The organism is Halorarum salinum, from assembly GCF_013402875.1.
Lineage (GTDB): Archaea > Halobacteriota > Halobacteria > Halobacteriales > Haloferacaceae > Halorarum > Halorarum salinum.
The window spans coordinates 624,028-648,637 of the sequence record NZ_CP058579.1; the positions used below are offsets into that span (position 1 = coordinate 624,028).

At 71.5% G+C, this 24,610-nt stretch carries 22 protein-coding genes and 1 pseudogene; 17 read left to right on the plus strand and 6 right to left on the minus strand.

From position 1 onward, the window contains the following. The first annotated feature begins 782 nt into the window (after positions 1–782). From HUG12_RS02985 to HUG12_RS03020, 8 genes are all read left to right on the plus strand, one after another. On the plus strand, positions 783–1,283 hold the full coding sequence (locus HUG12_RS02985) for an amino acid-binding protein (protein ID WP_179267351.1): 501 nt from the start codon (positions 783–785) through the stop codon (positions 1,281–1,283). 147 nt (positions 1,284–1,430) lie between these two features. Then, the gene (locus tag HUG12_RS02990; RefSeq protein WP_218836390.1) at positions 1,431–2,057 is read left to right on the plus strand and encodes a hypothetical protein; all 627 of its coding nucleotides are present in this window, start codon (positions 1,431–1,433) and stop codon (positions 2,055–2,057) included. 97 nt (positions 2,058–2,154) lie between these two features. Beyond that, positions 2,155–3,009, plus strand: coding sequence for an SRPBCC family protein (locus HUG12_RS02995; protein ID WP_179267352.1), 855 nt, complete (start codon positions 2,155–2,157; stop codon positions 3,007–3,009). A gap of 37 nt (positions 3,010–3,046) precedes the next feature. Then, positions 3,047–4,216, plus strand: a complete 1,170-nt coding sequence (locus tag HUG12_RS03000) for a zinc-dependent alcohol dehydrogenase (RefSeq protein ID WP_179267353.1) — start codon at positions 3,047–3,049, stop codon at positions 4,214–4,216. A 99-nt stretch (positions 4,217–4,315) separates the two neighbouring features. Further along, the gene (locus tag HUG12_RS03005) at positions 4,316–4,810 is read left to right on the plus strand and encodes a hypothetical protein (RefSeq protein WP_179267354.1); all 495 of its coding nucleotides are present in this window, start codon (positions 4,316–4,318) and stop codon (positions 4,808–4,810) included. A gap of 30 nt (positions 4,811–4,840) precedes the next feature. Beyond that, entirely contained in the window at positions 4,841–5,497 is a 657-nt protein-coding gene (locus HUG12_RS03010) for an IMPACT family protein (protein WP_179267355.1), read from the plus strand. 112 nt (positions 5,498–5,609) lie between these two features. Beyond that, positions 5,610–6,764: an NAD(P)/FAD-dependent oxidoreductase gene (locus HUG12_RS03015; RefSeq protein WP_179267356.1), complete on the plus strand. Its 1,155-nt coding sequence runs from the start codon at positions 5,610–5,612 to the stop codon at positions 6,762–6,764. Positions 6,765–6,841: 77 nt separating this feature from the next. Next, a complete protein-coding gene (locus tag HUG12_RS03020; protein ID WP_179267357.1) occupies positions 6,842–8,929 on the plus strand; it encodes a S9 family peptidase in 2,088 nt (695 codons plus the stop codon). An 84-nt stretch (positions 8,930–9,013) separates the two neighbouring features. Here HUG12_RS03020 and HUG12_RS03025 read toward each other — a convergent pair whose 3' ends face one another. Both HUG12_RS03025 and HUG12_RS03030 read right to left on the minus strand, forming a co-directional pair. Continuing rightward, on the minus strand, positions 9,014–9,217 hold the full coding sequence (locus HUG12_RS03025; protein WP_179267358.1) for a DUF7569 family protein: 204 nt from the start codon (positions 9,215–9,217) through the stop codon (positions 9,014–9,016). Positions 9,218–9,860: 643 nt separating this feature from the next. Continuing rightward, positions 9,861–10,367, minus strand: coding sequence for a DUF7529 family protein (locus tag HUG12_RS03030; protein WP_179267359.1), 507 nt, complete (start codon positions 10,365–10,367; stop codon positions 9,861–9,863). Positions 10,368–10,465: 98 nt separating this feature from the next. Between HUG12_RS03030 and HUG12_RS03035 the strand changes: the two genes are divergently transcribed. The 5 genes from HUG12_RS03035 (at position 10,466) to HUG12_RS03055 (ending at position 17,543) form a co-directional block, all read left to right on the plus strand. Beyond that, complete coding sequence (locus tag HUG12_RS03035) at positions 10,466–13,282, plus strand: ABC transporter ATP-binding protein (protein WP_179267360.1); 2,817 nt, start codon at positions 10,466–10,468, stop codon at positions 13,280–13,282. Between the two features lie 80 nt (positions 13,283–13,362). Next, a complete protein-coding gene (locus tag HUG12_RS03040) occupies positions 13,363–15,045 on the plus strand; it encodes an ABC transporter substrate-binding protein (protein WP_179267361.1) in 1,683 nt (560 codons plus the stop codon). A 151-nt stretch (positions 15,046–15,196) separates the two neighbouring features. After that, positions 15,197–16,240, plus strand: a complete 1,044-nt coding sequence (locus HUG12_RS03045; RefSeq protein ID WP_179267362.1) for an ABC transporter permease — start codon at positions 15,197–15,199, stop codon at positions 16,238–16,240. A gap of 1 nt (position 16,241) precedes the next feature. Continuing rightward, entirely contained in the window at positions 16,242–17,183 is a 942-nt protein-coding gene (locus HUG12_RS03050) for an ABC transporter permease (protein ID WP_179267363.1), read from the plus strand. Positions 17,184–17,189: 6 nt separating this feature from the next. Continuing rightward, entirely contained in the window at positions 17,190–17,543 is a 354-nt protein-coding gene (locus HUG12_RS03055) for a DUF7268 family protein (protein ID WP_179267364.1), read from the plus strand. A gap of 9 nt (positions 17,544–17,552) precedes the next feature. On the opposite strand, the gene HUG12_RS03060 is transcribed toward HUG12_RS03055, so the two are convergent. Then, the gene (locus HUG12_RS03060; protein WP_179267365.1) at positions 17,553–18,872 is read right to left on the minus strand and encodes a dihydroorotase; all 1,320 of its coding nucleotides are present in this window, start codon (positions 18,870–18,872) and stop codon (positions 17,553–17,555) included. Positions 18,873–19,048: 176 nt separating this feature from the next. Next, on the minus strand, positions 19,049–19,693 hold the full coding sequence (locus tag HUG12_RS03065; RefSeq protein WP_179270550.1) for a lipoate--protein ligase family protein: 645 nt from the start codon (positions 19,691–19,693) through the stop codon (positions 19,049–19,051). A 115-nt stretch (positions 19,694–19,808) separates the two neighbouring features. Between HUG12_RS03065 and HUG12_RS03070 the strand changes: the two genes are divergently transcribed. The 4 genes and pseudogenes from HUG12_RS03070 (at position 19,809) to HUG12_RS03085 (ending at position 22,811) form a co-directional block, all read left to right on the plus strand. Further along, the gene (locus HUG12_RS03070; RefSeq protein WP_179267366.1) at positions 19,809–20,720 is read left to right on the plus strand and encodes a hypothetical protein; all 912 of its coding nucleotides are present in this window, start codon (positions 19,809–19,811) and stop codon (positions 20,718–20,720) included. Positions 20,721–20,918: 198 nt separating this feature from the next. Further along, a pseudogene (locus tag HUG12_RS21615) lies at positions 20,919–21,320 on the plus strand (30S ribosomal protein S6e); the annotation flags it as partial. A 247-nt stretch (positions 21,321–21,567) separates the two neighbouring features. Then, positions 21,568–22,002, plus strand: coding sequence for a DUF7112 family protein (locus HUG12_RS03080; RefSeq protein WP_179267368.1), 435 nt, complete (start codon positions 21,568–21,570; stop codon positions 22,000–22,002). A gap of 392 nt (positions 22,003–22,394) precedes the next feature. Continuing rightward, complete coding sequence (locus HUG12_RS03085) at positions 22,395–22,811, plus strand: DUF5807 family protein (protein WP_179267369.1); 417 nt, start codon at positions 22,395–22,397, stop codon at positions 22,809–22,811. Between the two features lie 4 nt (positions 22,812–22,815). On the opposite strand, the gene HUG12_RS03090 is transcribed toward HUG12_RS03085, so the two are convergent. Further along, a complete protein-coding gene (locus tag HUG12_RS03090; RefSeq protein ID WP_179267370.1) occupies positions 22,816–24,048 on the minus strand; it encodes a DHH family phosphoesterase in 1,233 nt (410 codons plus the stop codon). A 74-nt stretch (positions 24,049–24,122) separates the two neighbouring features. Further along, positions 24,123–24,575, minus strand: coding sequence for a universal stress protein (locus HUG12_RS03095; protein ID WP_179267371.1), 453 nt, complete (start codon positions 24,573–24,575; stop codon positions 24,123–24,125). Between the last annotated feature and the right edge of the window lie 35 nt (positions 24,576–24,610).

The following is a 24,610-nucleotide window of genomic DNA, read 5'->3' on the forward strand; positions in this document are numbered from 1 at the left end:
AGGGGCCACTCACGGAGGGGGTTTGGCTCTTCCGTCCGCGTCGCTCGGCGAACCCGTTGGTACCACGTGACGTCCCCGTGGAGTGATCGGAACGGCCGAGTCGACCTCCGAATCCGGGTACGTCGAGGGAACCGCCGGCCTGCGCGCGCGACGCGAGCCCCCTCGTGGGGCGACAGCACACGCGCGCGAGGGACGAGAAGTGCAGCGTGAGTGACCGGAGGGAGCGAACGCGAGGAGTGCAGGAGGCTGCTCACGCGAGCGGAGTCGTTCGAAAGGCGCTTCGCGCCTTTCGTGATGCTGCCGGATTAGGAATCTGGCCGCTGACGGGAACTCGGGGAGTTCCCGTACCGACGAAGATCTTCGATTTTCGAACCACGAGGGCGAGTTCCGAGGAGCGTGCTCCGAGGTACGGGAGGGTGAGGCCGCGGTGCGGTCGGCCGAGACTGGAAGAGGCCGCGGCGTTCGCGGGCGCACGCGCCCGTGAATTCGGGAGGGCGTGCTCTCCCGTAACTCGACGAACCCAGGACCCGCCAAGCACCGGAGCGCGAACGGAGTGAGCGCGGGGAGCACAGCGTGGTCCGCGGGAGTCGAGAGCCGCGGGGGCTTTCGGGAACTGCTTCCCGGCGACCGAATCGACATCGGATCCGACAGCCACGGCACCTTCGAGGCCACGAGGCTGACGAACGGAGGACCGGCGATCCGACCGCGGCCGGATCACGAACGCCGAACGAGCCACGAACACCGAACGATTATGTCCGACGCCGCCGCCTCCACGAACAGCGATGTTCGACGAGATCATGGGGAAGTTCGAGGGCTCGCCGGGCCAGCAGGCGGTCATCCGGCTGCTGCTCGAGCGGGGCTTCTCCGTGAACGACGAGGGGCGGGTCGTCTCCGGCGGCATCGAGATTCCGGACACCGGCATCGCCCGCGAGGCCGAGGTGGACCGCCGGGTGGTGGACGCGACGACGACCGCCATCCTCGAGGACGAGGAGCTGCGCCGCATCTTCCGCAACATCACCGCGATCCCGAGCCTGATGGACCTCGCGCCGGTGCTCGACCTGACGGTGCTGACCGTCGAGGTCGGGGATCCCGACGCCTCCGGCATCGTCGCCGACATCACCGCGATCCTCGCGGACGCGGACATTTCGCTCCGGCAGGTGCTCTCCGACGACCCGGAGTTCGCCGACGACGCGAAGCTGTACGTCATCACTGACCAGGAGATTCCGGGCGACCTGCTGGTGGAGATCCGGGACCTGCCGTACGTCCGGAGCGTGGAGTTCTGACCGCGGGCGTCCGCCGGCCGCGAAGCCGCGTCGGTCGCCGCGGATCCGACCGGATGCCGACCGAAACCGCGGCGCGAGGTGACGGAGTACGTGTAGTTTCCGTGCCTCCAACGCTCCAATTCCCGACGTTCCCGGCGAAATTCTTAGATGGACTTGAACCCAAACGCGGAGGAGTTGCCGAACATGACCACCGACAGGGAGCGGGAGATGGAGCCTCGGACGATCGAAGGGACGGACGCGCTCGTCAACGTCGAGTCCGGCGAGATCTTCCTCGACGTCCCCGCCGCCAGCCCCCGGTACATCCGCGTCGAGGAGGGCGGTACCGTCCGGGAGGGGGACATCCGCTCGCGGTCGGAGGGGGAACTCGAGTCCCCGTCGCTCCGGAAGTGGACGATCGAGACGATCGGGCCGGAGACGGTCATCGGAACGGACCGGAAGACGGGGGAGCGGCGCGAGTGGGAGCGCACCACGCTCGAACGGCAGCTAGCGACCGGCGCGCTCAGCACGACCCTGACCGACTTCGAGCGCGTGAACGTGACCGATCGGAAGGGGGACGACTCGAACGAGCGCTCCGTCGTCGCGGTCGTGTACGGGAACGACGGGGAGAAGTTCTCCCGGACGTTCCGGCCCGTCGACGGTGAGACCGGCGGGGAGGAGCGGCGGCTCGAACCGGTCGATGCCGACGATCGAATCGGGGAGTTCGAGGACGAGCTCCGGGAGCGGTTCGATCGGGCGGTCGAGCTCGCCCTGCGGAACGAGGGGTACGCGGTCTGACCGGCGCTCCGCGCCCCCGAACGCGCCCGACCGGCGAGGACTGCACTTGCAACCCGAGTAGCCGAGGGGAAAGCGGTCCAACCGCGGACGACTCCCGATGTCACCCCCACCACCGTCCGTGGCGACCGCCGGCCCGCCGGAACGCCCGCACGCGCCCCATCGATCGCCCGTCGACGGCTCCCCCGGAACGTGGGAGCGGGCGGCGACCGCGGCGCTCGGCGGAACGCTCCTGGCGCGCGGCCTCCGGCGGCGCTCGTTCGGGGGCGCGGCGGCGGCGCTCGGCGGCGGGTGGCTCCTGTACCGCGCGATCACCGGGCGCGGCCGGTCGGCCCGGACGTTCGTCCCGGCTCCGACGTGGTCGTCGAGCGGAAGCGACCGAACCGGCTCCGGACCGTCGGACGGCGCGACGACGGTCGAACGCGCCGTCACCGTCCGGGGAGACGCGGACGAACTCGCCGGGGTCTGGCGCGACCCGGAGCGACTGGCTCTCGTCGCGGGGCACGTCCTCGAGGTGACCGCCGGGGACGGGGACGGAGACGGGGTCGCGGAGGACGGAAACGTCGAAGGCGGAGCGGACCAAAGCGACGAGGGGCGACTGCGCTGGACCGTTCGCGGTCCGCTCGGCCGGGTCCTGTCGTGGGAGACGCGGGTCGTCGAGGAGCGCCCCGGCGAGCTCCTGCGCTGGGAGTCGGTCGCGGGCGCCGCGGTGCCCAGCGAGGGCGAGGTCCGGTTCGACCCGGCGCCGGGCGACCGGGGGACGGAGGTGACCCTCCGCGTCCGCTTCGACCCGCCCGGCGGCCGGCTCGGCGACGCGGCGATGGGACGGTTCGGCGTCGTGCCCGACGCGCTCGTGGGCGGGGCGCTCCGCCGCTTCCGGAGCCTCGTCGAGACGGGCGAGGTGCCGACGCTCGAGGGGAACCCCTCCGCCCGCGGGCGGGGTGATCTGCTGTGAGGGCGGACCGCCAGTCCGCTGCGACGGGGGTCCGCCCGTGAGGGCCCTCTGCTGGCACGGCGTGAACGACCTGCGCGTGAACGACGTCCCCGAGCCCGAACTCGTCAACCCGCGCGACGTCGTCCTCCGGGTTCGGCTGACGACGGCCTGCGGCTCGGACCTCCACTTCATCGACGGCTACCTCCCGACGATGCGCGAGGGCGACGTCATCGGCCACGAGTTCATGGGCGAGGTGGCCGCGGTCGGCAGGAAGGTGGACGACGTCGAGGAGGGCGACCGCGTGGTCGTCCCGTCGTTCGTCGGCTGCGGCAACTGCGGCTACTGCCGGGGGGACCTCTGGTCGCTCTGCGACAACACGAACCCGAACCCGGAGCTCCAGGAGCCGGTGCTCGGCGACGCGACCGCCGGCATCTACGGCTACACCCACGCCTTCGGCGGCTACGCCGGTTCGCACGCCGAGTACGTCCGGGTGCCCCACGCCGACGTCAACTGCTTCCACGTCCCCGACGAACTGAGCGACGAGCAGGCGCTGTTCGCCTCCGACGCCTGGCCGACCGGCTACATGGGTGCGGACTTCTGCGACATCCGGCCAGGCGACACCGTCGCCGTCTGGGGCTGTGGTGGGGTGGGGCTGATGGCACAGGGGAGCGCGGCCCTGATGGGCGCCGAGCGCGTCGTCGGCATCGACCGCTTCCCCGAGCGCCTCCGGATGGCGCGCGAGGAGGCGGGGTCCGAGACCATCGACTACACCGAGGTGGACAGCGTCGTCGACACGCTGAAGCGGATGACCGGCGGGCGGGGCCCCGACGCCTGCATCGACGCGGTCGGGATGGAGGCGCACGGCACCGGACTCGCCCACGCCTACGACCGTGCGAAGCAGACGCTCCGACTCCACACCGACCGTGGCGAGGCGCTGCGCCAGGCCATCGTCGCCTGCCGCAAGGGCGGGACGCTGTCGATCCTGGGCGTCTACGGGCTGATGGACAAGTTCCCGCTGGGAATCGTGATGAACAAGGGGCTCACCGTGCGGACGGCCCAGCAGCACGGGCAGGCGTACGTCCCGCGACTGCTGGAGCACGTCGCGGAGGGCGAGATGGACCCCTCCTACCTCGCGACCCACGAACTCCCGCTCGAGGACGCCGTGCGCGGCTACGACCTGTTCAAGCACAAGGAGGACGGCTGCGTCAGGCCGGTGTTCGCGCCCTGAGGGGCAGTCGCGGCCAGCACGGCACGCAGCGTTGGACCGCACGTCGAACGCCGCCACCGAACCGACGCCCTCTTCGTACCCCGCACCCCAGACCCCGCCATGGACGACCGCACGGCGACCGTCCTTCGGCTGCTCGCTGTGCAGGCGGCGGTCGTGAGCGCCGCGATCCACCTCATCGAGGGGGTCCCGAAGCTCGCCGTCTACCTCCCGCTGCTCTCGTTCGCCGACCCGCGCGGCTACCTGTTCGTCCCCTCCGCGCTGCTGCTCGTCGGGCTCTCGGCGGCCATCGTCCGCGGCGCGCGCCACCGCCGACTCTACTCGCTCTCGGCCGGCGTGCTCCTCGCGTACTGCGCAGGGTACGTCTGGTGGCACCTCACCGACCACGGGGGACTGGTGCCGAACCACGAGGTGACGGACCCGGTCGGCACCATCGCCGAGCACCTCGTCGGCGACCCGGTCGCGTTCGTGGCGTTCTTCGCCCAGATCGTCGGCGCGGCGCTGTTCCTCGCGTTGTTCGTCGGCGACCCCGAGCTCCCGGGGGCCGGGGACCGCGACGCCGGCGCCGCCGTCGCGGACCGGCCGGCCGACGAGTAACCCTTTGGGCCCGCACCCCGGAGTCGGGGTATGGAGCCGTACCGAACCGTCGCCGACCGCGCCACGGCCGAGTTCGAGGTGCGCGGCTCGCGGTTCCTCGGCCACGTCGCCCCCGTCGACGCCGTCCCGGCGGCGGAGTCGTTCGTCGAGGCGGTCGAGGCCGAGTTCGACGACGCGACCCACAACGTTCCGGCGTATCGGGTTCCCGCGGGAGATCGTTCGAGGTCGCCCGCCGATGTCGGTGCCCGGGGCGGCACCGGAGACGCCGCCGAGGTGATGCTCCGCGAGTACGCCAGCGACGACGGCGAGCCGACGGGTTCGGCGGGCAAGCCCGCGCTCAACGTCCTCCAGCAGCGGGACGTCGAGCGCGTCGTCGCGGTCGTGACGCGCTACTACGGCGGGACGAACCTCGGCGTCGGGGGGCTGGCCCGTGCCTACTCCCGGGCGGTGAAGGAGGGGCTAGACGCCGCCGGCGTCGTCGAGGAGGTTCCCCACGAGCGGTTCTCCGTCACCGCCGAGTACGACGACTCGGGCACGGTCCGGGGCGTCGTCGAGAGCGCGGGCGTGGAGTTCGACGCCGACTACGGAGCCGAGGTCACGTTCGCCGTGCGCGTGCCCGTCGAGGAGGCGGACGACCTCCGCGACCGTCTGCGGTCGGCCACCTCCGGCCGCGTCGACGTCGAGTGACGCGTGTACCCGGCACCGACGATCCGCCCGCGACGGTCAGGTAGCGACGAGCGGAACCGGCAGGCCCCGCACCGGCACGTAGCTTGAGGGGGCTACGGCGACACCACCGCCCATGAGCGATCCGGACTCCGTCGCCGTCGTCGGGGGCGGCATCGTCGGCTCGGCCGCCGCGTACCACCTCGCCCGCGAGGGCGTCGGGACGACGCTGTTCGACCGCCGCGATGAGGGGCGCGCGACCGACGCCGGCGCCGGCATCGTCGCCCCGGCGACGAGCAGCCGAACCGGCTCCGACCCGTGGTTCTCGTTCGCCGTCGAGGCGGCCGACCACTACCCCGACCTCGTCGCCGCCCTCGAGGCCGACGGCGTCGCCGACCACGGCTACGCGTCCGCCGACCTCCTGAGCGTCGCCGTCGACCCGGACGAAGTGGGGGCGTTCGAGACCGCGAAGCGACGGACCGAGCGGCGGGCCGAGGAGTACGGCACGCCCGCCCCCGGAACGTTCGAGGAGATACCGATCGATCGGGCCCGCGAGCTGTTCCCGCCGTTGAGCGGCGCCGAGCGCGCGATGGTGTACCGCGACCAGGCCCGCGTGGACGGGCGGGCGTTCGCCGCGGCGCTCCGGGAGGCCGGGGAGGAACACGGCCTCGCGGTCGAACGTGCGGACGTGACCGGGATCGAAACGGAACGCGTCGACGCCGATGGCGCGACCGTTTCGGGCGTCGTCGTCGACGGGAACGACCGCGAGTTCGAGGCGGTCGTCGTCGCGGGCGGCGCCTGGTCCGGCGCGTTCGCCGACGCGCTCGGGGTGGAGATTCCAGTCGAACCGCAGCGCGGCCAGATCGTCCATCTCGCGGTCGAGGCCGACACCGAGGACTGGCCCATCGTGAGCCCGTTCCGGCACAAGTATCTGGTGTCCTGGCCGAACGGCCGGGTCGCCGTCGGCGCGACCCGCGAGGACGACGTCGGGTTCGCCCCGCGCGCCACCCTCGCGGGCCTGCACGACGTGTACGGCGAGGCGCTCCGGGTCGCGGAGGGGCTTCGGGACGCAGAACCCGTCGAGACCAGGGTGGGGCTCCGTCCCGTGTCGCGTGACGGGTTGCCGGTTCTCGGCCGGGCGCCCGACGTCGACGGCGCGTACCTCGCGACCGGCCACGGGCCGACGGGGCTCACCCTCGGTCCGTACAGCGGGAAGGTCGTCGCCGACCTCGTTCGGGGGATCGAACCGGAAACCGACCGCTCCGCGTTCGATCCCACGAGATTCCGGTAACGGCTGCCGAGAGCGGCGCTACACCCCGCCCTTCCGGGTTCCGAACGTTCTTCCGCCGGCACGCCATCGCCCGCGGTATGGACCGAATCCAGGCGAGCGATTACCACGAGATCGCCAAGCCGAGCGACCCCCGGGTCGCGCCGGACGGCGACCGGGTGGCCTTCGTGCGGACCGTCCCCGACGGGGACGACGAGTACGAGTCGACGGTGTACGTCGCGCCGACCGACGGGGGCGAGGAGCCGCGACGGCTCACCCTCGCGGAGGGGACCGACGCGGAACCGCGGTTCTCGCCCTCGGGGGACCGCCTCGCGTTCACCTCGACGCGGGGGAAGGACGACGACACCCAGCAGCTCTGGGTGCTCCCGCTCGACGGCGGCGAGGCCGAGCAGGTGACCGACGTGGTCGGAGGCGTCTCGGCCATCGAGTGGAGCCCCGACGGCGACCGAATCGCGTTCGTCCAGTCGGTCACCGCCGAGGATCGCGAGGAGGGACGGGACCTCGCCGTGCCGGACGAGTACGAACCCGAGGAACCGGACCCGCGGGTCATCGACCGGACGGTGTTCCGTTCGGGAGAGCAGTACTTCGACGGGAAGCGCTCGCACGTGTACGTGCTCGATCTGGACGCGGCAGACGACGGCGCGGGTGACGCGAACGACGCGCTCGAACGGCTCACCGACGGAGACGTCGACCACGCCGCTCCGACGTGGGGCGACGAGACGACGCTGTACTACGCCGCAAAGGACCTCGGCGAGGACCCCGACGACAACTACCGGTTCAGCGTCCACGCCCACGACACGGGCGCCGACGAGGCCGAGCGCGTCCACGAGACCACGGGCTTCGGGATGGCGCTCGCAGCCAGCGGCGACCGGGTCGCCTGCCTCCACACCGAACCCGACCGGGCGTCCATCAGGCCGACCGACCTGCACGTGTACGACCGCGGGAGCGACGGGGTGGTGAACGTCACCGCCGACATCGACCGGGGTCTCGGGTACGAGGCCGACCCGCAGTGGGGGTCCGACGGCGAGACGGTCTACTTCTCGACGCCCGACGAGGGTGCGACGGCGCTGTGGGCGGCGCCAGGCGACGGCAGCGAACCGCCCGAGCGACGGTACCGGGGCGGCTCGGTCAACGGCGCCCACGTCGGCGAGGACGTCGTCGCGATCACGAAGTCCGAATGGGATCGCCCCGGCGACGTGTTCACACTCGCCCTCGGGCGAGGCGAGGGCGGTCTAACCGCCGAAGCCGACGGAAGCGAGGAACGCCGCCTCACGAACCTGAACGCGGAGTATCTGGAGCGCGTCAGCGTCGGCGAACCCGAGGCGATCGAGTTCGAGTCAGAGCAGGGGCCGGTCGAGGGATGGGTGCTCACGCCGCCCGACTTCAGCGAGGACGAGCGCTACCCGATGATCGCCGAGGTCCACGGCGGCCCCCACGCGATGTGGACCACGTCGGGGACGATGTGGCACGAGTTCCAGACGCTCGCCGCGCGCGGCTACGTCGTCTTCTGGTCGAACCCGCGCGGCTCGACCGGGTTCGGCGAGGAGTACATGAACGCCATCGAACGCGACTGGGGGAACGTCACGCTCACCGACGTGATGGCCGGCGTGGAGGAGGTCGCCGGGCGTGACTACGTCGACGAGGGGAACGTCTTCCTCACCGGCGGCTCATTCGGCGGCTACATGACCTCGTGGACGGTCGGACGGACCGACTACTTCCGCGCGGCCGTCTCCCAGCGTGGCGTCTACGACTTCACCGGCTTCTACGGCTCGACGGACGGCGCCTACAAGCTCCTCGAGGGCGACTACGACGCGACGCCGTGGGAGGAACCGGAGTTCCTCTGGGAGCAGTCGCCGGTCGCCCACGCACACGAGGTGACGACGCCGACGCTCGTCGTGCACTCCGACCGTGACTTCCGGACCCCCGCGGGTACGGCCGACCTGTTCCACCGCATCCTCCGCAAACAGGGGACGGAGACGCGGCTGGTCAGGTATCCGCGGGAGGGCCACGAGCTCTCGCGCTCGGGCGAACCGGCCCACATCGTCGACCGCATCGAGCGCATCGCACGCTGGTTCGACGGCTACAGCGAGCATCACGACGCCGAGAAGGCGATCGACAGGCCCGAGAACGACGGGCTGAGGGCCGGCGAAGGCGACGCGGACGAGTAGGCCCCCGCCACGGACGAACGGCTGCCTCGCCGCCCACGTCGAGGAGTGGGGGATGGCGCTCGGGACGACCTGTTCGCTGGAGCGCTAGTCGACGATGATGTCACCGTCCTCGTCGACCGAGACCGGCGCCTCGGTGGTCATCTCGGTCTCGTAGCGCTCGATCCAGTCGGCGAAACAGCCCGGGCAGAGCCGCTGCTCGTCGACGGTCGACCGGTCGACCGAGAGCCTGACGGTCCGCGCGAGCGCGTCGGCGATCCCGTCTCCACAGGCGTCGCAGGGGTCGGCCATGGTCGGGGGTGGGAAGCCGGGGATAAAGGCGTTACCTCCGAGTAGGGCTGGCAGGCGGTCCGACGGCATCGCGGCGGGGTGGACCGCGCAACCGCGCGTCCCGCCGCGACGGCGTTCAGGTCACGGGGGTGCTGGTCCCGTCTTCGCTGAAAAGGCTGAGGTACGGTGGCCGTGGGAAACGCGGCGAGAGGCCAAACAGGTCGGAGATCGTCGAACCCTCCGCGGCTCTCGACTTCTGGTTCGGTCAGTACGTCGCCGCACGGTTCTCGAAAGCCCCCGCGGCCCCTTTCAGTCCCGCCCGACCGCACCACAACCTCGCCCTCCCCAGCCTCCTGCGATGCTCGCTCGCTGCGCGTCTCGTCCCTCGCGCGGGTCGGCCGCGCGCCGACGCAGGCCGCTCGGCCATCGCCGTCAGAAGACCCAGAGGGGACTCCCCGAGCGGAAAAACGGCACCCAGGGTTCAAACCGGATGACGGGACCATCCCCCGTGTGCGGTGAACGTCACCAGGGGCGCCACGCGGTTGCGCGACGCCGACGTCCCGCGGACCGCCAGGCGTCGCCTGTTCGCCACTGGGCAGCCCCCCTCGGCGCCGTACCTCGCCGGGGAACGTCGGACCTGCTCCTCGCCAGCGACCGCTCCGGGCTACTCCGCTTTCTCCTTACCGTAGCCGGCGGGCAGCAGGTTGTCCGGTTCGTCCTGGGAGAAGACGACGCGTCGGGAGTCGTCGAGCGGCCGCAGGAAGGTCCGCATCTCCCCGCGAGCGGCGACCCGGTCGAGCATCTCCTCGGCCTCGCGGACGGCGTAGTAGAGGGGGAGGACGACGACGAGCCCCGCCTCGGGCGCCTTCATCGCCACGACCAGGAAGACGACGCCGCCCTCCTCCGCGCGGTAGGCGTCGTACTCGTCGAACGAGGTGCCCTCCATCAGCTCCTCCAGCTCGCGGAACTCGTCGCCCGGGAGGAGCACGTCCAGCCCGAGCCGGTCCGACTCCGTTGCGGCCGACGCCGTCGGGAGCGCCGTCACGTCGCCGGGGTGGAGTTCGAGCGCCTCCCAGCCGGCCTCGCGGTACTCGGCGGCGGTCGCCTCCATGTCCTCGATGACGTCCTCCCAGAGGTCCTGCACGCCAGTGAGCGGGTGACTGCCGGCCATAGGCGTGGGTCGGGTGACGACGCGTGAAAACGATTGCCTTCGGGAGCGACGGCACCGCATCGAAAGGTATTCCGGTCGCGGCGAGCGATGCCACCGGCATGGACCTGCTGTCGGTTTCGAACCTCCGGACCCAGTTCGCCACCGAGCGCGGGCAGGTGAAGGCCGTCGACGGCGTCGACCTGACGGTTCGGGAGGGGGAGACGGTCGGGCTCGTGGGCGAGTCGGGCTCCGGGAAGTCGGTGACGGCCCTCTCCGCGATGGGGCTCGTGGACGACCCCGGGGAGGTCGTCGGCGGTGAGGTGACCCTCCGGAGCCCCGACCTCGCGGAGCGACTGCTCCCGCGATTCGCCGACGGGGTCGCTTCCTATCCGAAGGCGCTCGTCGACGCCCTCCGCGAGCTCGCGGCCGCCTGCCGGGACGGCGACCTCGGCGGCGTGGCGGCCGAACTCGACGACATCGCCGAGGACTGCGAGGCGCTCGCGGACCCCGAGGACGTCGGGGACACGGCCGCGGACGCCGCCGAGGACCTCCGGGCCGCGGCCGACCCGGACGACGTCGCGGCCGACCTCGACGCGCTCGCGGAGCGCGCGGCGGACGGCTTCGTCTTCGTCGAGGAGGCCCGGATCGAGAACCCGCCGGCCGAACTCTCGGGGCGTGATCCCCGAGCACTGCTTCGGAACCAGCCCGAACAGGCGGCCGAACACGTCGTCGTCGAGGACGCGGTCGTCGAACTGACCGCCGCGCCCGAGGAGGCGCTCCGGGCGGTCAGGGGCGGGGAGATGAGCATGATCTTCCAGGACCCGATGACCTCGCTGAACCCGGCGCTCACCGTCGGCGAACAGGTCGCCGAGTCGCTCCGGCTCCACCAGTTCGACGGCCGGAAGGAGGACACGTGGCGAAACGCCGTCCGCGAGATCCTCCCGAAGATCGGCGGGGGAGAGATCGACGAGGCGGTGCTGGAACGGACCGTCGAGGTGCTCTCGGAGGTCGGCATCCCGGAACCCACGTCCCGGGTCGACGAACACCCCCACGAGTTCTCCGGCGGGATGCGCCAGCGCGTCCTCATCGCCATCGCGCTGGCGTGTCGTCCGCGGCTGCTCGTCGCCGACGAGCCGACGACGGCGCTGGACGTGACCATCCAGGCCCAGATCCTGGACCTCGTCGGCGACCTGCAGGAGGAACTGGGGATGTCCATGCTGATGATCACCCACGACCTCGGCGTCGTCGCGGAGACGTGTGACCGCGTCGCGGTGATGTACGCGGGCGAGATCGTCGAGGAGGGGCCGGTCGAGGAGATCTTCACGAACCCCTCCCACCCGTACACCTACACCCTGTTGGAGTCGGTGCCGACCGAGGAGAAGGAGCGCCTCCAGCCGATCGAGGGGAACGTCCCCGACCTGATCGACCTGCCCGACGGCTGCCACTTCGCGCCGCGGTGCCCGTGGGCCCACGAGGAGTGCCGGCGCGGGGAGATCCCGTACCTCCAGCACGGCCCCGCGGACGCCGACCACCGCTCGAAGTGCGTCCTCGACGAGTTCGACACGACCGAGTACGGCGACGAGGACGCGCTCGGCGCCGGCGGTCACGAGATCGGCGACCGGTTGGTCGAGGTCGACGGGCTGAAGAAGCACTTCTCGCGGGCCGACGGCTACCTCGACCGCCTGCTCGCCGGCGACGTGGAGAGCGTGAAGGCCGTCGACGGCGTCAGCTTCGACGTCTACGAGGGCGAGACGCTCGGGCTCGTCGGCGAGTCGGGCTGTGGCAAGTCGACGACCGGGCGGGCGCTGCTCCAGTTGCTGGAGCCGACCGACGGGCGGGTCGTCTTCGCCGGCGACGACCTCACGGACCTCCCGAACGACGACCTCCGGGCGCGCCGTCGCGACCTCCAGATGATCTTCCAGGACCCGATGTCGAGCCTGGATCCGCGGATGACCGTCGGACAGATCGTCGCCGAGCCGCTTCAGATCCACGACCTGCCGCCCGAGGAGCCGTCGGAGGGGATCTCGAAGCGAGAGCAGCGCCGCCGCCGCGTCGACGAGTTGCTGGAGGCGGTCGGGCTCGATCCGGGCCAGCGCGGGCGGTACCCCCACGAACTCTCCGGCGGACAGCGCCAGCGCGTCGGCATCGCCCGCGCGCTCGCGGTGGACCCGGACTTCATCGTCTGTGACGAACCGGTGTCGGCGCTCGACGTGAGCGTCCAGGCCCAGATCCTCAACCTGCTGGAGGACCTCCAGGAGGAGTTCGGGCTGACGTTCCTGTTCATCGCCCACGACCTCTCGGTCGTCCGGCACATCTGCGACCGCGTCGCGGTGATGTACCTCGGGGAGATCGCGGAGGTCGCGGACACGGACGACCTGTTCGAGGACCCCCGGCACCCCTACACTCGGGCGCTCCTGTCGGCCATCCCGGTGCCGGACCCGACCGCCGACACGGACGACCGCGTCATCCTGGAGGGCGACGTCCCCTCGCCGATCGACCCGCCGTCAGGCTGCAACTTTCGGACGCGCTGCCCGCAGGTCATCCCGCCGGAGGAGCTCGACGTCGCGCAGGCCGACTTCCGCGCGGTCATGAACTATCGCCAGCGGGTCGAGGACCGTGCGATCGACCCGGAGGGGATCCGCGAGGAGGCGGCGCTGCGTGAGGACGGACCCGCGGGGCGGACCGCCGCGGCCGACGGCGGCGATCCCGTCGACCCGGACGTCCCCCTCGGGCCGGCGTTGCGCGAACGGTTCGGGCTCGCGGACCTCCCGCCCACGGCGGACGGGGCGGTCGCCGAGAGCGTCGATCGGCTGGCGGCCGACGACTGGGAGGGGGCCGAACGGGTGCTCCGCGAGACGTTCGAGAGCGTCTGCGAGCGCGAGAACCCCCGGCTCGGCGATCGGGACCACCCCGCGGCCTGTCACCTCGCCGATTGATTCTCGGGTGAGGTTCGTTAGCATATCCGGAGAAACCCGTTATCACAAGCCTTTTCATGGCAGTTTTTGCATGAAACAGTATGGCACAGGAGTCCATCGACAGGCGAAGTTTCCTCAAGGCGACCGGCGGCGCGGCCGCCGGGATGGCCGTCACCACCGGCAGTGCGGGCTGTCTCGGAATGGGCGGCGACGGCGGCGGCGGCGATCTGGTGTACGCCCGCGGCGACCACCCGACCAACTACGACCCCCAGCAGACCACGAGCGGGGAGGTCGCGAAGGTCACGAACCAGATCTACGACCAGCTCATCAAGTTCGGCGCCGGTAGCGGCGGCGCGCTGGTCGAGGGGCTCGCGACCGACTGGTCGCTCGACGGACAGACGGCGACCCTGACGCTCCGCGAGGGCGTCACGTTCCACAACGGCGCGGAGCTCACCGCGTCCGACGTGCGCGCCACGGTGCGCCGCTTCACCGACTCCGAGTACGACTACTACCTCGGCGACTCGAACCGGTCGGGCTACGGGGCGTTCACGTTCGGCGACTGGGTCGAGAGCGTCGACGACTCCGGCGACCTCGAGGTCACCTTCGAACTGACCCAGCAGTTCGCGCCGTTCCTCCGCAACCTGGCGATGTTCGCGGCCGCGATCCTCTCCCAGCAGCAGATCGAGGACCTGGGCGCCTCCCCTGACGAGCAGACCGCCCTCGGCGAGGAGCCGCAGGGGACCGGAGCGTTCACCTTCGACACGCTCGACAACGAGAACCAGCGCGTCAAGCTCGCCGCCAACGACGACTTCTGGGGCGAGGGTCCCCAGGTGGACGCGGTCATCTTCAAGACCATCCAGCAGAACTCCACCCGGGTCCAGGACGTCATCAACGGCGACTCCCACATCACCGACAACCTCGACTCCCAGTCGTCCACGCAGGTCGAGGACGCCGACTCGGCGTCCCTGGCGTCGAAGAACGGCATCAACGTCGGCTACATGGCGTTCAACATGGACCGGAAGGAGGAGTTCCGGGACAGGCAGGTTCGCCAGGCCATCAGCTACGCCGTCGACACCGAGAGCATCGTGAGCGACATCTACGAGGGCTTCGCCGAGCAGGCCGACCAGCCGCTCCCGCCGGACGTGCTCGGGTACAACGAGGAGCTCGACCCGTACGCGCACGACCCCGAGCAGGCCCAGTCGCTGCTCGAGGAGGCCGGCGCGTCCGACCTTTCGTTCGAACTCGCCACGTTCTCGAACCCCCGCGGCTACAACCCCAGCCCCGTCGAGACGGCGAACCAGGTCCGTTCGGACCTCGAGGAGGTCGGCGTCACCGTCGAGATCAACCAGTTCTCGACGTTCTCGTCGTACCTCGAGTACACCGACGCCGGGAACCACGACGCCTGCTTCCTCGGCTGGTACACCGACAACGCCGACCCGGACAACTTCCTGTACGTCCTGCTCGACCCGAAGGTCGAGATGGACCAGGTGCCCGACGGCCAGGACTGGGTCGGCTTCGACACCGACGGCTACAGTCCCCTCAACGCCGCCGCGTGGGCCAACACGGAGTTCATGGAGACGGTCCGCGAGGCCCAGTCCTCCTACGAGGAGGGCAGCCGCGAGGAACTGTACAAGGAGGCGAACGCCATCGCCCACGAGGAGGCCCCGTGGGTGTTCATCGACTACGCGGAGACCCTGCGCGCGGTCAACGAGGCCGTCGTGGGCGACAGCTACACGGTGAGCTCCGTGGGCGGTCCCCACCTCAACACCGTCGAACTGCAGTAGCCCGGTGATCGCGTAGCCGGCGACCCGCCGGACCGGTCGCGGTCGGTCGGACCATCCGAACCGACCGCGCTCGGTCGAACCGCTCGACCCCGTCGCGGTGGGATGAAAACCGTTTACCGCGGCCGTCCGCGACCCACAACCCGACACCGACATGGTATCGAAGCGCTTCGTCCTGAAGCGGCTGTTGTTGCTCGTTCCCGTGCTGTTCGGGGTGGCGACGTTCGTGTTCGCCATCCTGCAACTGGCGCCGGGCGACCCCGCGAGAGTCATCGTCGGACAGCGCGCCTCCGCCCAACAGGTCGCGCAGGTCCGCACGGAACTCGGGCTGAACGACCCCGTCTGGGTCCAGTACGGTCGGTTCCTCGTCGAGGCGGCCCAGTTCCAGTTCGGCGACTCCTACCAGATCGCGAAGGGCACGCCCGTCCGCTCCGTGCTCGCGGACCGCCTGCCGGTCACCGTCGAACTCGCGCTGTACGGCCAGGCCATCGGCATCCTGCTCGGCATTCCGCTCGGAGTGCTCTCGGCGGTGAAACAGGACTCGCTCACCGACCACGCTACCCGCGTCGGCGCGCTCACCGGCCTCTCGGTCCCCATCTACTGGTCCGGCCCGCTGCTCATCCTGCTGTTCGCGACGTACCTGGGCGTGTTCCCCACGAGCGGCCGCATCAGTTCGACGACGTTCCTCCCGGACCACTGGACCCTCTTCGGGATGGAACTCCCGCTGACCGGGATGGTCACCGTGGACACGCTCCTGCTCGGCGACCTCGGCGCCTGGTTCTCGGCGGTCCACCACCTGTTCCTGCCGGCGGTCACCATCGGGGTGTACTCGATGGCGCTCATCTCGCGGATGATGCGCTCCTCGATGCTCGAGGTCGTCCGCCAGGACTACATGCGGACCGCCCGCGCGAAGGGCCAGGGCGCGAAGATCACCGTGATGAAACACGGCTTCCGCAACGCGCTCATCCCGGTCGTCACCGTCATCGGCATCCAGTTCGGCTCGCTGCTCGGCGGCGCCGTACTCACCGAGACGGTGTTCGGCATCGGCGGCATCGGCACGATGCTCGTCGACGCCATCGGCGCCTCCGACTACCCGCTCGTGCAGGGCGCCGTGCTCACGTTCGCGCTGCTGTTCACGCTCGTGAACCTCGGCGTCGACGTCACGTACAGCTACCTCGACCCAAGAATCCAGCAGTAAGATGGCAACCGAATCAGCCGACACGACCGAACGGGCGTCGCGTCGCGGACTCCTCGACAGGCTCCGCGCCTCGCCGTTCCTGTCGCAACTGCTCGCGAACCGCCTCGCGCTGGTCGGCATCGGCATCATCCTCGGGATGGTGCTCGTCGCCGTCTACGCCCGCGTCTTCTACGACGTCGGCGCGCTCGCGAACTCCCGGCTCGGCGGCACCGTCCCGAGCCGCGCGCCCCCGTCGTGGGCGGGCGGAACCGCACAGACCGGCCTGTTCGGCACCGACGCGGCCGCCCGCGACATCTTCCGGCGGACGATGTACGGCTCGTGGCTCGCCCTGAAGTTCGGCACCGTCACGGTCGCCGCGTCGACGACGCTCGGCGTCTCGCTCGGCATCCTCGCGGCGTACTACGGCGACGTGGCCGACAACGTCATCATGCGCACGATGGACGTGCTGCTCGCGTTCCCGTCGCTGCTGCTCGCGCTCGCGCTCGTCGCCATCTTCGGCGCCGGACTGTGGAAGGTGACGATCGCGCTCACGCTGGTCTACACGCCGCGGTTCGCCCGCGTCGTCCGCGGGGCCGCGCTGAAGGTGCTCGAGGACGAGTACATCGACGCCACCGTCGCGCTCGGCGCGAAGGACCCGCGGGTGCTCGTCCGGCACGTCCTGCCGAACTCGCTCGCGCCCATCACCGTCCAGTCCACGCTCAACTTCGGGCTGGCCATCATCGACATCGCGGCGCTGTCGTTCCTCGGCTTCGGCGCGCAGGCCGGCGCCCCCTCCTGGGGGCTGATGCTCGCCCGCGGCGTCGAGAACGGCCTGCTCACCGGGAAGTGGTGGATGTCGTTCTTCCCCGGGCTGTTCCTGGCGCTCACAGTCCTCGGGTTCAACCTGCTCGGCGACGGGATGCGCGACGCGCTCGACCCCCGGATGCGCGACACGGTGGACTGACCCGCCATGCCGTCCGCCGGCGCGGTCGACCCGCTCGCCGCTCGACTTCGACTGGTCGGCCGTGCGCTGCTGGTCGGCACCGTCGTCGGTCTCCTCGCCGGCGTGGTCGCAGTCTCGCTGTTCTCGCCGCGAACCGTCCGCACGGTGTTCGCGCTCGGCGCGCTCGCGCTGGGGTTCGGCGTGCTCGGTTGGTCCGGGTCGGTGATGGCCGGCCGCGGAATCGAGACGATGCATCGGTACATGGACACCGGGTCGGACTGGACCGAGGAGAAGTCGCGCCGCGCGATGGCCCGCGTCGGGGGCGCGGGCGCGGGCGTGATGGTCGGGTCGGGGCTGGTCGACGCTGTCGTGACGCTCTGACAGGGCGGGCTACGTCCGGACGTTCTGCCCGACGGCGTCGCCGAACTGCTCCCCGCCTTCTCCGCCGCTCCCGCTGCGTCCGTCGCGTCCGTCCCGACCGTCGTACACGACGCTCCCGCGAACCAGCGTCAGTTCGGGGAACACGCCCTCGAACCCCTCGAACGGCGTCCACCCGCACTTCGAGTGGAGGTCGGCGCCGCGGATCTCCCGCGCCTCGTCCAGGTCGACCAGCAGGAGGTCGGCGTCCCGGCCCGCCTCGACCCGGCCCTTCCGCGGCAGGTCGAAGACGTCGGCGGGGTTCGCCGCCACCAGGTCGCGGACCCGTTCGAGCCCCATCCGGCCCTCGCGGACCTCGTTCAGCAGGAGCGGCAGCATCGTCTCGACGCCCGGCACTCCCGACGGCGCCTCCCAGATGCCGGCGTCCTTCTCCCCGCGGGTGTGGGGCGCGTGGTCGGTGGCGACGACGTCGACCGTCCCGTCGCGGACCCGCTCCAGCAGGGCCTCGCGCCGCGCCTCGTCCCTGAGCGGCGGGTTCATCCGTCCGAACGTGCCGAGTTCTGGGAGGTCCTCGCGCGAGAGGAACAGGTGGTGTGGCGTCACCTCGCAGGTCGCGCCCGCGTCGCTGGCGGCGTCGACCCCTTCCGGCGTCGAGGTGTGGGCGACGTGGACGTCCGCCCCGGACTCGCCGCCGACCTCCAGCGCGCGCTCGACCGCGGCGGCCTCGGCCTCGGGGGTCCGGAAGGCGCTCCAGGCGTCGGCGTCGTCGCGCTCCCTCGCGGTCCGGTCGAACAGGTCCGCGTCCTCCGCGTGGACCGTGACGGTCACGTCGTGCTCCGCGGCCCGCGCGGCGGCGTCGGCGAACAGGTCGGCCTCGATCCCCATGTCGCCGGTGGAGTCGGCGAGGAACACCTCCCCCAGCGCGAACAGCGGCCGGTCGAACAGCGACTCGGGGTCCCAGTCGGGCGTGACGCCGCCGTTCAGCCCGTAGTCGACGAGCGACTTCGACGCGAGGTCCGCCTTCCCGTCGAACGCCGCGCCGGTCGTGGTCGGCGGGTCGGTGTTCGGCTGGTCGACGACGGTCGTCACGCCGCCCGCGGCCGCGGATCCGGACCCGGTCGTCCAGTCCTCCTTGTGGGGGAACCCCGGCTCCCGGAAGTGGACGTGGACGTCGACGGCGCCCGGGAGGAGGTGTTTGCCGTCGGCGTCGACGACCGACTCGTCCGCCCCGGGGTCGAGCGTGCCGGCGTCCGCGACCGCGTCGATCTCCCCGTCGGCGACCCGGACGTCCCCGACTCGACCGTCCGCGAGCGTGGCCTGCTGGAACAGCATTTGCCCGGAGTGGGCGACGGCGGGCCGTAAGTGCCGCGGTCGGTCTCGGACCGTGGCTCCCACGGGACGCCAGCAGTCACTGGTGAGACGGGCTTCCAGTCCCACCCGTGGTCGTTTCGGCCGAGCGTCGCGGACCGGGATACCGCTTCTACCGCGGCGGGCATCCAGTGGCGCGCTCAGCCGTCGTCGGTCGGGAGGTCGGCCACGTCGAGTCGAACCGCCTCGCGGTCGGCGACGAAGGCCGATTCGAGCGCGTCGCGGACGACGTCGGGGTCCGACGAGCCGCCCGCCGCGGCGACCGAGCCGACCGACTCGGGGTCGAACGGGACGTCCAGGGCGCCGTACACCGGGACGAGCACGTCGCGGATGGTCTCCTCCTCGGCCACCGTCACGCACCCGGAGACGAGCGCGGCGCCCCGCCGGACGCGCTGGGCGAGTCCGGCGACCTTCCCGCCGCCGGCGACGCGGACGGAGTGGTCGCCGGGGCAGTACGAGCGGGGCGGTTCGCCGGGTTCCACGTCGGCGTCGAGGCCGCGGAGCGCCTCGACGACGGTACGGACGGCCGCGTCGTACCGGTCGTCCATCCCCCGGCGCACGTCCGCCAGCGGGACGGCGCGGGCGAACGCGAGCGTCGAGTCGGCGTACGCGACCGCCCGGCCGCCGACCGAGCGCCCGGTCGGGAGGAACCCCCGCTCCTCGGCCGCTCGCTTCGCGTCCGCGTAGCCGTCCTCGCTGGCGTCCCGTCGACCGAACGCGACCAGTCGGCCGGGCGCCCAGACGCGCAGCGACGGCTCGCCGCTCCCGGCGGTCTCGGCGAGCATCGCGGCCGACGCGGCCCGGTCGCGCTCGCGCGTCGCGCACCGCCCGCGGTACACCCGGAACACGCCAACGGCTCGGAGTCGGGGCGCCTAAGCGTTTCCGCCACCCAGGCGGTGTATGACCGGGGACGAGGGGGACGAGAGGGACGAACGGGTCGTGCTCCCGGCCGACGTTGTGGAACGCTACCCCCGCTTCTCGCTGTACAACTCCCCGTATCCGGCCCACGACCGCGGGCGCGCGATCGACCTCTATCCGGAGGGTGACGTCGGACTCTCGCCGGTCGCCGGCGAGGTGCTCGACACGCGGACGGTCGGCTGTCCGGACCGGCCCTACGCGGTCGACTCGGACCACCTGATCCTCGTCGACGTCGGCGCCCGCGTCGCGCGAGTCCTCCACGTCGACCCGGCCGTCGAGGCCGGCGACCGCGTCGCCGTCGGGGACCCGCTCGGGGAGACGGTCCGCTCGGGCTTCTTCGGCCGCTGGGTCGACGACCACGTCCACCTCGAGTTCCGCGAGTACGGTCGGAACCCCTACCGGGCGTCGGGGTCGCTCCCGCTCGATGTGGACGTGCCGGTCCGTCCCGTCGAGTGGGACGGGACCGGGACCGTGAGCGAGACGGGCGACAGCTACGCGCTGCTCGATTCGCCGGCTCACCACGGCGACGGCTACGCGGCGCTCGCCTCGGACGCTGGCGCGCCCCTGGACGGCGGGCTCCCCCACTACAGCGCGGGCGGGCGGTTCGTCGACGGATCGGTCCACGGGTCCGACTTCGGGTTCGTCGGGGAGGCGCCGGTCGGCCTGCTCGGCGCCCGCGTCGGCACCGCGGCGGGCCGACACGTCGGCTGGGGGGAGGTGACGGTGCTGGCGAACGGCGAACCGATCACGGGGCTCTCGCTGTTCGCCTCGCGGGTCGAGGGGTTCGGGGCGAAACTCGTCACGCGGCCGGCCGCGGGCGACCCGCAGTTCCGGGTCGGCGAGGACGTGCGGGTGTCGATCCGGCCGACCGACGGGGCAGTCCGGCTGGACTGAGCCGGGCAACGAGTCGATTCGGTCGGATCCGGTCCGGCCACGGGTCGGTTCGACCGCCCCGAGTCGGACGGGGTTCGACACGGCCCCGCGGCGGCCCGACCCGCACGTCCTCGCCGCCCCGTGGCGCGATCCCGCGTCGTTCGGCCCCGGGCCTCGCTTTCGACGCTCTTTTCTCCGACGGCCGAGTCCGTTCCCGTAATGGCCGAATTCAAACTCGTCGTCGGCGACTCCTCCGGCGACACCCGGCAGTTCGACGTTGACGGACAGGACGCGAACCGGTTCCTCGGACTCGACCTCGGCGAGGAGGTCGACGCGTCGGTCGTCGACGCGGACGGCATGGCGCTCGAACTCACCGGCGGCTCGGACACGGCCGGCCGGCCGATGCGCGAGGACGTCCCGGGCTCCGACCTGAAGGAACTGCTCCTCGACGGCGGCGTCGGCTACAAGCCCGGCCGCGACGGCGAGCGCAAGCGCGTCACCGTCCGCGGCCGCGAGGTCTCCGAGGAGACGGTCCAGATCAACGCCCAGCTCGTCGGCGGCACCTTCGAGGGCGGCGTCGAGGAGGCCGAAGCGGAGACGGAGGAGTCCGAGGCGGTCGAGGAGGAAGCGGAGGACGAGGCCGACGCCGAGGACGAGGAATCCGAGGAGGCCGACGTCGAGGGAGACGAGACGGACGAGGAAGCGGACGCTGAGGACGAGGAGGAAGCCGAGGAGGCTGACGCCGACGACGGGGAGGGGACGGACGCCGACGAAACCGAAGCCGACGAGAGCGAAGAGGAGGAGGCCGAGTCAGCCGAGGAGGGCGACGACGAAGCCGAGGACGACGAGGAGTAACCCGCTTTCCCCCATGTCCGACAGAGTCGCCAGCGACGCCGCGGCCGTCACGACCTTCCGCGCGCACCTCGCGCGCTCGGGCGGCACGCGCCTCCCGTGTCTCCGGGTTCCGGACGGGACGAAACTCGCGTCCGGCGACGAGATACGGCTCGTGCTCGACGGCGAGTCGCGACACGCCCGGGTCGAGGGCGACGCCGACGGTCTCCTGATCCGGGGTGCGTACGACAACCGACGGCTGCTGCGGAACCCCGGAGAGGGGGAGAACCGGCTGGTGGAGTGGTGCCGCGAGCACGGCCGCGAGGCCGGGGACGCGGTCGACTTCGACGGGGTCGACCCGGGATACCTCTACGGCCTCCGGGTGCCCGGCGAACGGACCGTGTACGAGGTGACGGGCCGGCCGGACGAGGGCCTGCAGGACATCGCCGACTCGCTGCTGGGCGACGAGTAGATCACATTTCTCGGCGGGAGTGAAACCTCCACGCCGTTCGGACCCTCTCCCGGTGTCGTTCGTGGCTCTCGGTCCCGACGTCTCCGAGCACATCGCTAGCGCGCAATCGTCGACAGCCGCGGCCCCTTTCAGACCCACCCACCGCACCATACCTCACCCTCCCCAGCCTCCTGCGCTCCTCGCCTCGGTCACTCTGCTCCCTCGGCTCCGGTGCTCGTCCCTCGCGCGTCGTCGGCCGCGCATGAAAGCGCGGCCGCCGCGCGCCGTCGGCGGTCGGCAGACTGACGACCCACACCGGTACGTCAGCGGAGCCTCACCCGCTCGAACTCGGTCGGAGCCGGACCCGAACCCCGACGAACAGCCCTTTTACCGTTCCGAGCGCCACACGACGTATGAGCAAACTCGACGAGTTCCTCGCCGGCGAGCGCCTGGACGACGTGGCCATCTTCCTCACCCACGAGTTCCTCGACTCGCAGGGGAGGATCGCAAACATGGGCGAGGCCGTGGAGGGCGGGGTCGTCCTCGTCGTCCCCGGCGACGACGGGCGGGCCGCGTTCGCCTCGGGCACCGGCATGGACCCGATGGAGTTCGCCCGCGAGGCGATGGACGGCGAGGGGGAGATCGACCACGGGCTGACCGGGGGGAGCTGCGACGAGGGACACGAGGTCGAACTCATCTTCGCGTTCGCGGAGGCGGAGAACCCGGACGTCGGCGGCCTCTACGCCGAGGGCGACGTGATGCACGCGTACGCCCAGTGTTCCGAGGGGCACGCGTTCTCGGAGAAGTGGATCGTCGGCGACGGGGCCTGACGCCTCACTCGGCCGGTTCGTCGCCGTCCGTACCGTCGCCGTCCGTTCCGCCCTCGCGGTCCGCCGCCGCGTCCTCGGCGACGCGCTCGAACGCCGCGAGGATGACTCGCTTCGTCGCCGCGCCCTCGGTGGTCCAGTGGTGGGCGTAGTCCAGCATGTCGTCGTACACGTCCGGCTTGCACCCTGCCGCCTGCGGGTGGCCGCCGCCGTTCACCTGCCCGGCGACCTCGTGGGCCCGACGGAAACCCTCGGAGCCGCGGATCGACGCGCTGCCGGCCGGCTTGACGATCACGGCGGCGTCCATCCCCTGCCCCCGGAGCGCCTCGGCGACCTCGTTCTGCGAGCAGCGGCCGTAGGTGACGCCGACCCGCCAGTCGCCGACCTCGTGGGCCTCGGCGCGCTCGACGGCCTTCTCGATCAGCAGTTCCTTCTCGACCCGCCGCTCGGTGATGTACTCCACGACCGGTTCGGGGAGGTCGACGCCGTAGGCGCCGACGACCGCCACGTACTCCTCGGCGTCGGTCCAGTAGGCGTAGTCCGCGACGTCGTCGCTGCGCTCGTCCTCCTTCAGCCAGAGGTCGTGGTCCCGGGTGACCCGCGCGAGTTCCGTGAACCGCTCCGGAAAGTCGTACTCGAGCGACCGGAGCGTGACGTCGGTCGAGCACTCCTCCTCGCTGTCGCCGACGACGAGGTCGATGCCCAGGTCGCGGACCGCCGCTTCGACCCCCTCGTCCCACTGGTGGTGGTCGAACCACCGGAACGACCCCGCACGCTCGACGATCGTACGGAGGTCGTCCTCGACGTACTCGAAGGCGTCAGTGGAGATGTCACAGACGAACACGTCCGTCCCGGCTTCGAGGTACTCGGCGACGTAGCCGAGGTCCTCCTCGAAGGAGTGCGGGCCGGAGGGGAGCAGCGCGACGGGGGACTCCTCGCGCTCCTCGTCCGCTTCTCCGTCGTCGGTGTCGTCCTCGTCGGCGAGTCGCTCGCGCAGGTCCTCCTCGAACGGGACGACGTCGAGCGCCGCGTCGTACACCTCCCGGATCAGCGCGACGCAGCCGAGGCCGTCCGCGTCGGAGTCGGTGACGATCACGGCCTCGGCGCCCTCCAGCGCCTCCACGGCGCGCTCCTCCCGACGCTCCTCGTCCAGCGAGTCGGGGTAGAAGAAGCCCTTCCCCGGGAGCTTCGATTTGCGCTCCAGCGAGAGGGAGTCGGTGTCGATGAGTTCGTCTTCCATACCGTCCGTGGACGGCCTGGGGTGAAAACACCGGCGTTAGCGCCCGAGGCGCCGGCGTCGGTGTACGAGTGTCCTCAGGCGGCCTCGACGCCCTCGAACCCCTCGTCCTCGAGTTGCCGGACCGTCAGCACCGGCGTCGGGCAGGTTCGGACGACGCGCTCGGCGACGCTGCCGATGAGAAAGCGGTTCTCGCCGTGGCGTCCCCGGGTGCCCGTCGCGACCAGGTCGGCGCCGATCTCGCGGGCGTACTCGGCGATCTCGTTGGCGGGCCGGCCCTCCCGGACCACGGCGGTCACGTCGCGGTCGGTCCGCTTCTGGACGCCGACGATGGCCTCGCCGCCGCGCTCCTGGAGCGCGTGGCGCATGTCCTCGCGCACGGCGTCCGGCGAGGAGTCGACCTCGCCGGCGTCGACGACGTAGAGCGCGTGGACCGCCGCGTCGAACTTCCCCGCCAGGTCGAGCGCGACGTCCACCGCCCGCCCGACGCTCTCGGAGCCGTCGGTGGCGATGACGATGGTGTCGATCATCACTCCACGTATGGCCCGTCTCCGGCTTAAATCCC